This window comes from Rathayibacter sp. PhB1 (genome assembly GCF_004362935.1).
GTDB classification, from domain to species: Bacteria; Actinomycetota; Actinomycetes; order Actinomycetales; family Microbacteriaceae; genus Rathayibacter; species Rathayibacter festucae.
In genome coordinates this window covers 166,053-179,323 of the sequence record NZ_SNYD01000005.1, presented here as the reverse complement: position 1 = coordinate 179,323, position 13,271 = coordinate 166,053, and the positions used below count along the sequence as shown (strand labels likewise).

Below are 13,271 nucleotides of genomic sequence, written 5' to 3'. Positions count from 1 at the left end.
GCGACGCCGGATCAGGACGCCTCGACGTAGGCGGCGGCGGCCTCGCGGAGGATCTGCGACTTGCTGACGCCGCGGCTCTTCGCGAGCCGGCTCACCTTCTGGTCCAGCCCTCTGGTCGAGCGGACCTTCCACACCGGGCCGGCGGGCTCCGCCGCGTCGAGCCGCGGACGACCGCGGGCGATGGTCACGGCGTCCTCGAGCGTTGCGGCCCCGGTCGCCGCGAGCAGCGCCGCGCGAGCGCCGTCCGCTGCGTCCGACCCCGTCAGGCGTGTGCCGGGGATCGCGGCGAGGTCGCCGTGCTCGGCCCGCTCGGCGAGTCCGTCGTAGTCGGTCATGTCCTTCTCCTCCGTCGATCAGGTGTCGGTGCAGGTCACTGAGCGGCATCACGTGGAAGATCGTCAGGGTGCGGGGTGGGCGTTACCGGATAATACGGGCCACAGAATGTCTGACGCGGTCGATGGCGCGGCGCGCAGCACCCATCGCGACTCCCTGGTCGGGTACTCCGGTCCGCTGATCGACCGCGTCCGTGCTCGACCCGGCGCGTCCGCCGTCGGTCTCGGGGGGGTGAGGCGGCGGGGAGTGGAACGGGGGACGCCGACGAGACAGACTCCTCAACAGGGCCCGGAACCAGAATCTCTCCTCCGATCGGCGTCCCGGAATCGTCCTCGCCCGAAGAACGGCGGCACGCTTGCGGGAGTCCACTTCGCGGAAGGAGCCGCCCATGGTCGTCCCCGACAGCGCCATCGGCGTGGCGATCCTGCTCGCGCTGGTCGTGCCGGGCGTGCCCTACGCAGCGGTGCGGCTCTGGCTCAGGGGCTTCAGGTGGACTGACCAGAACGTGAGCACTCGCGTCTTCGATGCGGTCCTCGTGAGCGTCGTCCTCGATGCGGTGTACCTCGTCGTCCTCGGCGACGATCTGGTGGCCTTCGCGAGCGACCCACGCGCCTCCTTCGAGCGGGAGCCCCGGCTCGTCGGCGGCTACCTGCTGTGGCTCGGGGTGCTGATCCCGTCCGCGGCGGCGTTCGTCCTGCACTTCAGGCCGCGGTGGTGGCGCCCCGACTGGCGATGGCTCGCGCGCCCGCAGTTCCGCTGGATCCGCTTGCCGGTCGGACGGGCTACGGCGTACGAGAGCATCCCGACGGCATGGGACAAGGTCGCGCAGACCATGGTCGATACCTGGGTGAAGGTGCAGCTTCCCGACGGTCGCCGAGTCGGCGGATGGATGTCGGTGAAGAGCTTCGTCTCGACCTATCCGCAGTCTCGCGACATCTTCGTCGAAGTGCAGTTCGAGGTCCTGGCCGACGGGACCTTCGGTGGAAGGATCGAAGGGAGTCGCGGCGTCTGGGTATCGGTCCCGGAGGGGGCCGTCGTCGAATGGCTCGACGCCGCTCGTCCTCAGCAGAAGGAGGGATCGCATGTCGGATCGGACCACGACCACTGAAGGGGCGCTCGCCAGGGGTCAAGCACCTGTGCAGGGCCACCCCGCACCCGCGGTGGCACCGAAGACGCCGTCGGGGATCTACACGCCGCCGGCGCTGCTCGGCATCCCTTCGCCGCCGATGGCGACAGGCGCTTCCTCACCTCGATAGCAGTGGATCGGCGCGCGGGCTGCTGTCGGAGGCGCGGGGGACAATGGAGGGACCCCAGGAGAAGGAGACCACCGTGGATCAGCCGCGCATGAACGTCGAGTCGTTCAACCTCGATCACCGCACCGTCGCCGCGCCCTACGTGCGCCTGGCCGACGCGAAGACGCTTCCGGCCGGGGACCACCTCGTCAAGTACGACGTGCGCTTCACCCAGCCCAACCACGGCCACCTCGAGATGCCGACCGTGCACTCGCTCGAGCACCTGTTCGCGGAGAAGTCGCGCAACCACTCCGACCGCGTCGTCGACTTCTCGCCGATGGGCTGCCAGACCGGCTTCTACCTGATCCTGCAGGGCGAGCCCGAGCTCGCCGAGGTGCTGGACCTGGTCGAGTCGACCCTCCGCGACATCACCGAGGCCACCGAGGTCCCCGCCGCCAACGAGACGCAGTGCGGCTGGGGCGCGAACCACTCGCTCGAGGGCGCCCAGGACGCGGCGCGCACGTTCCTCGCGCAGCGCGACCAGTGGGAGCAGGTCACCGCGTGAGCGCGGTCGAGGCGATCGTCCTCGTCGCGATGGACGAGGAGGCCGAGCCGTTCCTCGCGGCGGCGGGCGGCGCCCCGGAGCCCGTCGCCGTGGGCAACGCCCTGCAGTGGTCGATCGAGGTCGGCGGCCACCCGGTGCTGCTCGTGCGCACCGGCGTGGGGCTCGTGAACGCGGCCGGCGGGCTGACGGCGGCGGTCCTCCGGGTGGGGGGCGCGCCGCTGGTGATCAGCGCCGGGTCGGCGGGCGGGCTCGGTGCCGAGGTTCGCGTCGGCGACGTGGTCGTCGGCGACGAGTACGTGCAGACCGATGCGGACGCGCAGGCGTTCGGCTACGCGATGGGGCAGGTGCCGGGGATGCCGGCGCGCTACTCCGGGCACGCGCCGGCGCTCGCCGCGGACCTCGACGCGACGATGCCGGACGGTGCAGCGATCACGGTGCGGCGCGGGCTGATCGTCTCGGGCGACGTCTTCGTCTCGGGCGACCACGTCGCGCGGGTGCGCGGACTGTACGACGGGGCGCTGGCGACGGACATGGAGTCCGTGTCGCTCGCGCAGACCGCCTTCGTGCACGGGCTGCCGTTCGTGTCGGTGCGCGGCATCTCGGACCTCTGCGAGCCCGGGTCGTTCGAGGCGCACGTGGACGACGCGGCGGACCGCTCGGCCGCCGTGGTGCGGGTGCTGCTGGACGCTGTGGGCTGATCCGCGGCGCGGGGCGGGGCGGTATGCGGAGCCGGGGTGCCGGGTCTCGATACGCCCCTTCGGGGCTACTCGACCAGCATGTCTTCGATCCGTCGAGCTGCTCGACCGGCATGTCTTCGGTCCGTCGGGCTGCTCGACCGGCATGAACGGGATGCCGCCCGTCTTCTCCCTCATCGATGAGAGGCCGACCGGCATGATCTCGGCGGTTCATGCTGATCGAGTAGCCCGCGGAGCGGGCGTATCGAGATCCACCTGCGTCAGAGGACGGGTCTGCTGACCCGCCCTGCTGGTGAGGGCGGGTCTCGATACGCCCCATCGGGGCTACTCGACCAGCATGCTGCCGGCACGTCGGACCATCCGACCGAGAAGTTTCGGCGGGGGTGTCGATATCGGCGGGCGCCGTTCGACGGGATAGTAGGAGGGCGCAGAGGGCGCCCGCGAATCCCGAGGAGACCACCGTGAAGTACATGCTGATCATGCGCGCGACCGATGCCGCCAAGGCCGCCTACGAGGCGATCCCGTTCGACGAGATCATCACCCGGATGGGGCAGTACAACGAGGCGATGATCACCGCCGGCGTCCTGCTCGCGGGCGAGGGGCTCGCCGACGACGTCGCGACCTCCGGGTTCGTCGTCGACTTCTCCTCCGAGCCCGCCGCGATCACCGACGGCCCCTACGGCGAGACGCACGAGCTGTTCAACGGCTTCTGGATCATCCAGGTCTCCTCGAAGGAGGAGGCGAAGGAGTGGGCGCTGCGCTGCCCGCTCGTCCCCGGCAACAAGCTGGAGGTGCGCCGCGTCACCGACGAGAGCGACTTCGCGGACTTCGCCGACAACGAGTACCTCCAGAAGGAGGCCGGCTGGCGCGAGGACGAGAAGGCCCGCGCCGAGAACGGCTGACATGACGCCGGCGCCGCCCGGGGAGGAGATCCGGGCGCGGGTCGACGCCGTCTGGCGGATCGAGAGCGCGCGCATCGTCGGGACGCTCGCGCGGGTGACGGGCGACGTCGGCCTGGCCGAGGATCTGGCGCAGGAGGCGCTCGTCGAGGCGCTCGAGCAGTGGCCCACGACCGGCGTCCCACGCAACGCCGGGGCCTGGCTGACGGCCGTGGCGAAGCGCCGGGCGATCGACGGCTGGCGGCGGCGGACGGCGCTCGACGAGCGCTACCGACTCCTCGCCCGCACCCTCGAGGAGAGCGTCGACGACGAGTGGCGGCCGATCGAGGACGACGTTCTCCGGCTGGTCTTCACCGCCTGCCACCCCGTCCTCTCTCGGGAGGCGAGCATCGCGCTCACGCTGCGGCTCGTCGGCGGGCTCGGCACGGAGGCGATCGCCCGGCTCTTCCTGGTGCCGGTCGCGACCGTCCAGCAGCGCATCGTCCGGGCGAAGAAGTCGCTCGCGGCGTCGGGCGTGCCGTTCGAGGTGCCGGACCCGGCGGAGTGGCGGGCGCGGCTCGACGCGGTGCTCGGGGTCGTCTACCTGATCTTCACGGAGGGCTACGCCGCGACCTCGGGCGATCGCTGGCTCCGCACGGAGGTGGCGGGGGAGGCGCTGCGGCTCGGGCGCGTGCTCGCCGCGCTGCTCCCGCGCGAGCCCGAGGTGCTGGGGCTGCTCGCCCTGATGGAGCTGCAGGCCTCGCGGTTCGCGGCGTGGACGGCGCCCGACGGCTCGCCGGTGCTGCTCGAGGACCAGGACCGCACCCGCTGGGACCGCGGGCAGATCGAGCGCGGCCGGGAGGCGCTGCGCCGCGCCGACCGCGTGGGCAGGGGCCGCGGGTCCTACGGGCTGCAGGCGGCGATCGCCGAGTGCCACGCGATCGCGCCGAGCGTCGCCGCGACCGACTGGGAGCGCATCGTGCTGCTGTACGAGATCCTCGGGCGGGTGTCGCCGAGCCCGGTCGTCGAGCTCAACCGCGCCGTCGCGGTGTCGATGGCGACCGGTCCCGCCTCCGCGCTGCTGATCGTCGACCGGCTCGCGTCCGACGGGGTCCTCCGCGGGTCGCACCTGCTGCCGAGCGTGCGGGGCGAGCTGCTCGCGCGCCTGGGGCGGCGGGAGGAGGCGCGCGCCGAGCTCGCCGTCGCCGCCGCGCTGGCCGGCAACGAGCGCACCCGCGCCCTGCTGCTGGCCCGCGCGGCGTCGCTCTGACTCCGGCGCCCCGACTCCTCAGAAGTTGTCGTAGCGGGTGGTCGAGTACGACGACTTCTGGAGAGTGGAGGGAGTGAGGGAGCGGAGGGGCGTCCCGCGGCGCGCGGGTCAGCGCTCGGTGACGACGCCCGCCTCGACGTGCCAGTGGCGGGTCAGCTGCACGGTCTCGAGCATGCGGCGGTCGTGGGTGACCAGCAGCAGCGTGCCCTCGTAGGCCTCGAGCGCCTGCTCCAGCTGCTCGATCGCGGCGAGGTCGAGGTGGTTGGTCGGCTCGTCCAGCACGAGGAGGTTCGTGCCGCGCGCCTGCAGCAGCGCCAGGGCGGCGCGGGTGCGCTCGCCGGGCGAGAGCTCGCCGACGCGGCGCGAGACGTGGTCGGCTTTGAGGCCGAACTTCGCCAGCAGGGTGCGCACCTCGGCGGTCGGCCACTCCGGCACCAGCGCCTCGAAGGCGTCGGCGAGCGGGACGTCGGCGGCGAGCATCCCGCGCGCCTGGTCGATCTCGCCGATGGCGACGCTCGCTCCGAGTGAGGCGCCGCCCTCCTCGGGAGCGGAGCGGCCCAGCAGCAGTGACAGGAGCGTCGACTTGCCGGCGCCGTTGGGGCCGGTGATGCCGATGCGGTCGCCCGCGTCGACCTGCAGCGAGACCGGGCCGAGGGTGAAGGTGCCGCGGCGGGCGACGGCGCCGTTCAGCGTCGAGACGACCGAGCTCGAGCGCGGGGCGCTGCCGATGGTGAAGGCGAGCAGCCACTCCTTGCGCGGCTCCTCCACCTCCTCGAGCCGGGCGATGCGGCTCTCCATCTGCCGGACCTTCTGGGCCTGCTTCTCGCTCGACTCGGCCGAGGCCTTGCGGCGGATCTTGTCGTTGTCGGGCGCCTTCTTCATCGCGTTGCGGACGCCCTGGCTCGACCACTCCCGCTGGGTGCGGGCGCGCGAGACGAGGTCCTCCTTCTTGTCCGCGAAGTCCTCGTACTTCTCGCGGCGCTGGCGGCGGGCGGTCTCGCGCTCCTCCAGGAAGGCGTCGTAGCCGCCGCCGTAGACGGTGGTGGTGCCCTGGGCGAGGTCGAGCTCGAGCACGCGGGTGACGCTGCGGGCGAGGAACTCGCGGTCGTGGCTGACGAGCACCACTCCGCCGCGCAGACCGCGGACGAAGGCCTCGAGCCGCTCGAGGCCGTCGAGGTCGAGGTCGTTGGTGGGCTCGTCGAGCAGCACGACGTCGAAGCGGGAGAGCAGGAGGGCGGCGAGGCCGACGCGGGCGGCCTGGCCGCCGGAGAGCGAGGTCATCAGGGAGTCGGCGGCCACACCGCTCGTGCGCCCGGTCGCGTCGAGCGCGAGGCCGAGGTCGGCGAGGACGACGGGGGTCCGCTCGTCGAGGTCGGCGGCACCGCTCGCCAGCCAGCGGTCGAGGGCGAGCGCGTAGCGGTCGGCGATGCGGCCGTCGGGGTCGGGCTCCGCCAGCGCGGAGGCGGCCTCGTCGAGCTCGGCCGAGGCCTCCGCGGCGCCGGTGCGGCGGGCGATGTAGGCGGCGACGGTCTCGCCCTCGCGGCGCTCGTGCTCCTGGGGCAGCCAGCCGACGAAGGCGTCGCCGGGCGCGAGCACGACGCCGCCCTCGAGCGGCGCGGTCTCGCCGGCGAGGATGCGGAGGAGGGTGGACTTGCCCGCTCCGTTCGCGCCGACGACGCCGACCACGTCGCCCGGGGCGACCGTGAGGTCGAGGCGGTCGAACAGGGTGCGGTGCGCGTAGCCTCCGGAGAGGCCCTTGGCGACGAGGGTGGCGGTCACCGGTCCAGCGTAGGCGGGCGGGCCGCCGGCACCGGTCCCCGGTCGCTAGACGGTCTGATTGCACGCGAGTCTAGGATGGCCGGATGAGCGAGACGACGGTCCGGGGCGGCGCCGGCTACTGGTACCCGGACGAGTCCTCGACGCGACGTGCCGTCGAGGTGCTCAGCGCGATGCGCGGGTACCGGGTCTCCGAGGTGGCGATGCGCCGCCGCACCCGCGAGAAGATGGCGATGGGCGAGACCGACCTGATCGCGATCCAGTTCCTGCTGCGGCGCCAGCGGGAGGGCGACCTCGTCAGCGCCAAGGACCTCGCCGCGCACCTCTCGATCTCCTCCGCGTCGACCACCGTGCTGATCGACCGGCTCGTCCGCAGCGGGCACCTGGTGCGGAAGCCGCACCCGAGCGACCGCCGCGGCATCGTCGTCGAGGCGACGGTCGACAGTGATCAGGAGGTCCGCGAGACGCTGCAGGAGATGCACCGCCGGATGCTCGAGATCGCGGAGGACCTCGACGCCGGCGAGGCCGAGGTCGTCGTCAACTTCCTCCGCCGGATGGGTGCCGCGGTCGACGAGATCGACGCCGACGCCGCTGATCACGGCGAACCCGAGAAGTAGCTAGACCTTCTAGTAAAGAGGCGGACTAGGGATAGGCTGGCGGCATGGGTCAATTCCTCTACGGCACACCGCCGGCTGTGATCGAGATCGAGGACCGGACCCTCGCGCACCTGCAGATCGTCGTCTACGCGAAGTTCCGGCGCGACGAGCGCTTCAGCCTCACCCTCGACTCCATGCCCGAGGGGGCTCGCGGCCGCCACTCGTTCTGGATGAACCCGAACATCGCGCTGCAGTTCCACTTCGCCGGCAGCCGCCAGCCCACGATCAACCCGTCCTGGGTCGAGGTGCTGATGGACGCGGCGAACGGCGGCGGCGGGCTGCGCCTGCTGCCCGAGCCGCACGCCTGATCCGCGCCGCGGATCCGCTCCCGGCGGAGTCCGGCGACCTCCCGCCCCGCGCGTCTCCTAGGGTGGATCCGTGCGCCCGGGGGTGGGCGCGACGAGGGGGAGCACATGCGCGCACGAGTTCTGGGAGGCGCACTGCTCGCGCTGGTGGCCGCGGGGGTGCTCACCGGCTGCTCCGCGCCGGCTCCGGCGCCCACGGTGACGGTCTTCGCCACGGCGACGCCGACACCCGATCCGACCGTCACGGCCGCGCTCCCGCAGTCGACCGCCACGGTCTTCGTGCCGGTGCCGGAGGCGACCGTCACCTTCACTCCGAACGACGTCCCGGTGATCCCGGAGACGGCCTTCGCCGTCGACAACGGCGCGGTCCCCGGAGCGACCGGCGAGCCGGCCACGAACGGCGCAGGGGAGATCATCACCTACACCGTGGTCGCGGGCGACTCGTTCTTCGACATCGCCCAGCGCTTCGGGATCCCCGTGCAGCAGCTGCTGCGGATGAACCCGGGGGTCGCCGGCGCGGGCGAGGCGGTCTACATCGGCAACGTCATCAACCTCGACGCGAACTCCCTGGGCTGACCGCCGGCGCCGGACCGGTCGTCGGCCGGTCGCCCGGGGCCGCTCCGGCTGCCGGCGAGGCGCCGGGCGCTACTCCGACTTCGGCAGCAGGTGGAAGGCGAGCGCGAGCGACGCCGAGATCATCAGGATCCCGCCGAAGAAGAGGAACCCGGCCAGGTCGGGCAGCAGGAACGAGTTGCCGAGCACCAGGATCCCGCCGAGGAAGAGCACGAAAGAGAGGACGACGCCCAGACCAGTCATGCCCTCATCGTACGGGGCGCAGGACGGGAAGGGCGCCCGGCCTCAGGGCAGCAGGAGCGCTCGCAGCTCGTCCGCGCCCGAGGCCACCGCGATGGTGCCGACCGCCTCGAGCGGGGAGCCGTAGCCCCACTCGACCATGATCGTCGGCACCCCGTGCGCGGCGGCGCCGTGCACGTCGTGCTCGCGATCGCCGACCATGACCGGCGTGGAGAGGTCGACGCCGATCTCGCGGAGGCGGCGCAGCGCCTCCTCGACGACGTCCGCCTTCGCGCTGCGGACCTCGTCCTCGGAGGCTCCGCAGATGATCGTGAAGTGCTGCGCGAGGCCGTAGTGCTCGAGGACCCGGCGCGCGGCGGACTCCGGCTTCGAGGTGGCGAGCGAGAGCGGGATGCCGGCGGCGGCGATGCCCGCCAGCAGCCCCGGCAGACCGGGGTAGACGCTGGAGTCGAAGAGGCCGCCGGCGTTGTAGCGGCGGCGGTAGACGACGAGGGCGGCCTGCGCCTCGTCGACGCTCATCCCGCCGAGCTCGCGGAAGGCGTCGAGCAGCGGCGGCCCGACGTAGGCGAGCAGCTCGACGGGGGTGGGCACCGGGCGGCCGAGCTCGACGAAGGTGTCGACGAGGGTGCCGGTGATGCCGGGCGCCGAGTCGGTGATCGTGCCGTCGAGGTCGAAGAGGATGCAGCTCCAGGTCGCCTCGATGCCGGGCTGCGCGTCGGGCGCGAGAGTGGTGTCGGACATGGCGGGCTCCTGCCCTCGGAGGGACGTCGTGATCCCGGCGGTGTGCCCCGTCGGGGGGAACACTCTACGGTGCCGGGGCGTCGAGGGACTGCTCTCCGGAGTGCGCGCCGTCAGCGGACGGGGACCGGGAGCCAGTGCGAACGCCAGTAGCCGGCAGCCTGCTCGCCGACGTGGACACTCCCGGAGCCGCCCTCGGTGTGCAGATACCGCCCGGTCAGCCTGTTCCGGAAGCGGAGGTAGTGCACATCCGCCTTCTCCTCGATCCACTGGCTGCTCGCAGCCGTGACCGCCGCCGTGGTGTGCGCGAGGCCGTTTTCTCCAGCGTCATCGAGGTATTCGTTCGTCCATCTATTGCGATAGCGAACGTGTCCGTCGGGGGTGGGCTCGCTCCACCAGTGCGCGCTCCAGTAGGTGCTCGGCGCGCTGCCGACCTGCACGGTCTCGTTCCGGTTCGCCACGTGCATGACCTGCGAGGGGTCGTCGCGGTTCTCGAACCGCTTGTAGGTGTCGTAGCCCCGGTCGTCCTTCCACACCCGGAGGTGCTCGATCTGCCACTGCTTCGGCCAGACGTCGTTCGGCTCGCCCGAGCCGGCCCCTACGTAGATACTGAGAATGATCCCCATCCGCGAGTTCGGGGCGTCGTTCACGGTGTGCTTCAGCTCTCCGTCGAAGTAGAACTTGAGCTGTGTCGGCGTCCACTCCATGCCGTAGTCGTGGAACTCGCTGGAGACCGTGCTCGCAGGCAGGTGGGACGAGAAGGCTGCCGCCGCGCTGAAGTCGGGGGCGTCCCAGCGCAGGGCGCCGAGATACCACTCGTCCGTGTGGCTGAAGAAGGTCTCGAGCATGTCGATCTCGGCGTTGTTCGACGACTCCGCAGTGTCCTCCACGCCGACGAGCCACAGCGCCTGATGTCCTCCGCCTCCGGTCGAGTTCAGCTTTGCGCGGAGCTCGACGTAGCCGTACTTGAACGTGTAGCCGTGGAACGTCGGCTCCGGGCGGAGCACCACGTTCGAGTTGAAGCGATGCCAGTTGTTCGCGTTGTAAGTCTGGATCGAGGAGCAGACCGTGCGCGACTGCTGGCGGTCGCCTCCCCACTTCGGCTGGTCCCAGTCGATCCGCTGGGTGAGGACGCCGTTCGCCATGCCGTAGCGGCACTTGGCGTGCTCGCGGACGGGTGCCCAGTGCGGGAGGTAGTAGTCCAGCCACACCGCGGGGTCGAGGGTCGTCCCGTCGAACTCCTCGGCGAAGTCGAGCGTGTAGCCAGGTCTGACCGGCCGCGGTGCGGGCGGGGTGTCGGACGCGGCTGCCGGGGGCGCCGTCACGGCGACGGCGGCTGCCACGAGGCCTCCGACGAGAACGGTTCTGCGTTCCATTGTCATCCTTGCTTCAGGGTGCGGTCCGAGCGACCCGCGTGGCCGGCCGGCGCTCGACGGAGGTGATGAGCCACATGCCGTCCGAACGGGAGAGGGTGAGGCGGCGGGGCTCGACGAGACCGTCGCCGAGATGGAGACCGGAGGACCCGCGGAACGGCGGAGCGGCGGCGACCAGGGTCGTGCGGCCCGGGAGGGAGACCACGGCCGTCGCGCGGTCGCCGGTGAGAGCGGAGGTACACCAGACGGGAAGCTGGGGCTGCGTGTCGATCCGGTTCCGGACGTCGTAGTCCCGGACCGCAGCGCGGTAGGCGTCACCCGGCGACTCGCCGAACGCCGCCGAGCAGTGGGTCCACTCGCGGTCGAGGCCGAACGGCCCGTCAGCAGCGGGACCGACTGCGCGGTCGAAGTCGGAACTCCGGAAGCACTGCGCATGTCGCTGCGACTCCCCTGGTCAGCGGAGCTCGTTCGTCCGTCCTCGTGATGGTCGGGACGGACGGTTCCCCCGGGTGCTCGCAGCGAGGCTCTGGTACCGCACGCCGCAGCGGACATCCTGCCGGTCGTACGCCGATCGACCCCTGCCGAGGACGGGAGTGGCGCGGGGCGTCGGGTGCTCGCGGACCTCGGTGGTGACTCGGAGGGGTTCTAGGGCGCGGGGGCGTCGAGGGACTGCTCGATGAACGACCGGGCGACGACCTGGGCGATCGAGCCGGCGTCGAGCTGGACGGCGACGAAGTCGGCGGTGCGGATCAGCGCGAACGCCTCGCGGCCGGGCAGGACCAGCATCTGCACGCGCGGGTGCTGCTGCCGGGGGACGGCGGCGCGCAGCTCGTCGGTCGAGGTGAACAGCGGGAGGACCTGCTCGCCGGTGGTCGTCGCGACCACGCGCACGTGCGGCACGCCACCGGGCTGCGAGCCGGTCACGTCGACGACGAGCGAGCCCTCGAGGCAGGCGGCGAGGAGGCGCTCGACCCCCTCCGCGGTCGCGTCGGCGACCAGTGCCTCGAGCGCTTCGCGAGCCGCCGTGTTGCGGTACGGGCCGGGTCGCGACGGGCGGGCAGGGGGTCCGTTCCTCCGTGGCATGTCTTCACGGTATCCGGGTTCGCGCCATCTCTCGAATCTGTCGCGACAATCGCGCGCATTCGATGTCCGAGTGCGCTATACGACGGATGCCGGAGAGATGAGCCGATTCTCAGGCGGATTGCGACGCTTATCCTGAGTATCGGCGCAGATGACGACGGAGAATCGGGCGAATGGCGCCGATAAGTGCTCGGCCGCCGACAAGAAGGGGTAATGTCTCCTCCTGTCAGTGACATCCAGGAGGAAAAGTGGCCCAGAAGATCACGCTTGTCGACGATATCGACGGAACCCCTATCGACTCCGGGGACGGCGGCACCGTCCGCTTCAGCATCGACGGAGCCAACTACGAGATCGACCTCGGTCCGGACAACATCGCCGAGCTGCACTCCGTGCTCGAGAAGTTCGTCTCGAACGGCCGTCGCGTCGGCTCGCGCCCCGCTGCCGCCACGTCGGTCGCCTCGGCGTCGAAGAGCGACCCCAAGCAGCTGAAGGCCGTCCGCGAGTGGGCGAACGCCAACGGACACCAGGTGTCCGACCGCGGTCGCATCCCCGCTGAGGTCCAGGCGGCCTACGCCGCCGCTCACAAGTAGAGCCGCGCCGGGCGCACCGAGAGGTCGCGCCGCCCCGTCGAAAGGCCCCGTCGATCCGTCGACGGGGCCTTTCGCGTGCTGATCTCCGCGACCGCTCGTGGATTCTCGCAGAGCCCCTGGAAAGGGGGACGCGAGCGCTAGAAGAGGCGCGTGTGCGAATCGTCGACGCCGCGCATCGACTCGTAATCGAGCACGACGCAGCGGATTCCGCGGTCCTGCGCGAGGGTCCTCGCCTGCGGCTTGATCTCCTGCGCCGCGAAGACTCCGGTGACCGGAGAGAGGTGCGGATCGCGATTCATCAGCTCGAGATAGCGGGTCAGCTGCTCGACGCCGTCGATCTCTCCGCGGCGCTTGATCTCGACCGCCACGGAGGCGCCGCTCGAATCACGGGCGAGGATGTCGACCGGTCCGATCGCCGTCATGTACTCGCGCCGGACGAGGGTGTGGCCCTCGCCGAGCAGATCGATCTGCTCGGCGAGGAGGCGCTGCAGGTGCGCCTCGACGCCGTCCTTGATCAGGCCGGGATCGACGCCGAGCTCGTGCACGGAATCGTGCAGGACCTCGTGGATCGAGACGACCAGGGCGTCGCCGGTCTTGCGGTGGGTGACCGTCCACTGCTCGTGGACGCCGGCCGCGCGGGCGTCCTCGTCGGGCTCGCCGATGCTGAGGACGCACGGGGGGCTCATCCAGTTCAGCGGCTTGTAGGAGCCGCCGTCCGAGTGCACGAGGACGCTGCCGTCGGCTTTGACCAGCAGCAGTCGGGTGGCGAGGGGGAGGTGGGCGCTGAGACGGCCGGTGTAGTCGACGGAGCAGCGCGCGATGACGAGACGCACCCGTCGAGGATAGACGGGGGCGGTCGGACGGGTGGGTCTCGATACGCCCCTTCGGGGCTCCTCGACCAGCATGAAGGGGGGGGCGGCGGACTCCCCATGACGGGTGAGGCCGCGGCCTTTGCTGATCGAGTAGC

Annotated in this window: 17 protein-coding genes; 9 read left to right on the top strand and 8 right to left on the bottom strand. The window is 71.5% G+C overall.

Annotated elements, in window-relative coordinates; translation table 11 throughout:
* Positions 1–11 precede the first annotated feature (11 nt).
* Positions 12–335, bottom strand: a complete 324-nt coding sequence (locus EDF17_RS13950) for a ribbon-helix-helix protein, CopG family (RefSeq protein WP_123447223.1) — start codon at positions 333–335, stop codon at positions 12–14.
* A gap of 386 nt (positions 336–721) precedes the next feature.
* On the opposite strand from EDF17_RS13950, the gene EDF17_RS13945 reads away from it, so the two are divergent.
* The 5 genes from EDF17_RS13945 (at position 722) to EDF17_RS13925 (ending at position 4,973) form a co-directional block, all read left to right on the top strand.
* A complete protein-coding gene (locus EDF17_RS13945; protein ID WP_123447222.1) occupies positions 722–1,441 on the top strand; it encodes a DUF6338 family protein in 720 nt (239 codons plus the stop codon).
* Positions 1,442–1,677: 236 nt separating this feature from the next.
* Positions 1,678–2,130, top strand: coding sequence for an S-ribosylhomocysteine lyase (locus EDF17_RS13940; protein WP_123447532.1), 453 nt, complete (start codon positions 1,678–1,680; stop codon positions 2,128–2,130).
* A complete protein-coding gene (gene mtnN / locus EDF17_RS13935; RefSeq protein ID WP_123447221.1) occupies positions 2,127–2,828 on the top strand; it encodes a 5'-methylthioadenosine/S-adenosylhomocysteine nucleosidase in 702 nt (233 codons plus the stop codon). The genes EDF17_RS13940 and mtnN overlap by 4 nt, the downstream gene beginning before the upstream one ends.
* A gap of 458 nt (positions 2,829–3,286) precedes the next feature.
* Positions 3,287–3,727 carry a YciI family protein gene (locus EDF17_RS13930; protein WP_123447220.1) on the top strand — a complete coding sequence of 147 codons (441 nt, stop codon included), beginning with the start codon at positions 3,287–3,289 and terminating at the stop codon, positions 3,725–3,727.
* A 1-nt stretch (position 3,728) separates the two neighbouring features.
* Complete coding sequence (locus EDF17_RS13925; RefSeq protein WP_123447219.1) at positions 3,729–4,973, top strand: RNA polymerase sigma factor; 1,245 nt, start codon at positions 3,729–3,731, stop codon at positions 4,971–4,973.
* Between the two features lie 108 nt (positions 4,974–5,081).
* Here the strand turns inward: EDF17_RS13925 and EDF17_RS13920 are convergent, their stop codons facing one another.
* Positions 5,082–6,752, bottom strand: coding sequence for an ABC-F family ATP-binding cassette domain-containing protein (locus EDF17_RS13920; protein ID WP_123447218.1), 1,671 nt, complete (start codon positions 6,750–6,752; stop codon positions 5,082–5,084).
* A gap of 83 nt (positions 6,753–6,835) precedes the next feature.
* On the opposite strand from EDF17_RS13920, the gene EDF17_RS13915 reads away from it, so the two are divergent.
* The 3 genes from EDF17_RS13915 to EDF17_RS13905 all read left to right on the top strand — a co-directional run bounded on the left by EDF17_RS13915 (position 6,836) and on the right by EDF17_RS13905 (position 8,286).
* On the top strand, positions 6,836–7,366 hold the full coding sequence (locus tag EDF17_RS13915; protein WP_123447217.1) for a MarR family transcriptional regulator: 531 nt from the start codon (positions 6,836–6,838) through the stop codon (positions 7,364–7,366).
* Between the two features lie 44 nt (positions 7,367–7,410).
* Complete coding sequence (locus EDF17_RS13910) at positions 7,411–7,713, top strand: ATP-dependent DNA ligase (RefSeq protein WP_123447216.1); 303 nt, start codon at positions 7,411–7,413, stop codon at positions 7,711–7,713.
* 105 nt (positions 7,714–7,818) lie between these two features.
* Positions 7,819–8,286: a LysM domain-containing protein gene (locus tag EDF17_RS13905; protein WP_123447215.1), complete on the top strand. Its 468-nt coding sequence runs from the start codon at positions 7,819–7,821 to the stop codon at positions 8,284–8,286.
* 69 nt (positions 8,287–8,355) lie between these two features.
* Here EDF17_RS13905 and EDF17_RS19930 read toward each other — a convergent pair whose 3' ends face one another.
* From EDF17_RS19930 to EDF17_RS13890, 5 genes are all read right to left on the bottom strand, one after another.
* A complete protein-coding gene (locus EDF17_RS19930) occupies positions 8,356–8,526 on the bottom strand; it encodes a hypothetical protein (RefSeq protein ID WP_164874567.1) in 171 nt (56 codons plus the stop codon).
* Between the two features lie 42 nt (positions 8,527–8,568).
* A complete protein-coding gene (locus tag EDF17_RS13900; RefSeq protein WP_123447214.1) occupies positions 8,569–9,264 on the bottom strand; it encodes an HAD hydrolase-like protein in 696 nt (231 codons plus the stop codon).
* A 110-nt stretch (positions 9,265–9,374) separates the two neighbouring features.
* Complete coding sequence (locus EDF17_RS13895) at positions 9,375–10,637, bottom strand: glycoside hydrolase family 16 protein (protein ID WP_166649690.1); 1,263 nt, start codon at positions 10,635–10,637, stop codon at positions 9,375–9,377.
* Between the two features lie 13 nt (positions 10,638–10,650).
* Positions 10,651–10,839, bottom strand: coding sequence for a hypothetical protein (locus EDF17_RS19925; RefSeq protein ID WP_166649689.1), 189 nt, complete (start codon positions 10,837–10,839; stop codon positions 10,651–10,653).
* 440 nt (positions 10,840–11,279) lie between these two features.
* Positions 11,280–11,717 carry an SseB family protein gene (locus tag EDF17_RS13890; RefSeq protein ID WP_123447212.1) on the bottom strand — a complete coding sequence of 146 codons (438 nt, stop codon included), beginning with the start codon at positions 11,715–11,717 and terminating at the stop codon, positions 11,280–11,282.
* A 245-nt stretch (positions 11,718–11,962) separates the two neighbouring features.
* On the opposite strand from EDF17_RS13890, the gene EDF17_RS13885 reads away from it, so the two are divergent.
* Positions 11,963–12,304 carry an Lsr2 family protein gene (locus EDF17_RS13885; RefSeq protein WP_123447211.1) on the top strand — a complete coding sequence of 114 codons (342 nt, stop codon included), beginning with the start codon at positions 11,963–11,965 and terminating at the stop codon, positions 12,302–12,304.
* A gap of 137 nt (positions 12,305–12,441) precedes the next feature.
* On the opposite strand, the gene nucS is transcribed toward EDF17_RS13885, so the two are convergent.
* Positions 12,442–13,137, bottom strand: a complete 696-nt coding sequence (nucS, locus tag EDF17_RS13880) for an endonuclease NucS (RefSeq protein ID WP_123447210.1) — start codon at positions 13,135–13,137, stop codon at positions 12,442–12,444.
* Between the last annotated feature and the right edge of the window lie 134 nt (positions 13,138–13,271).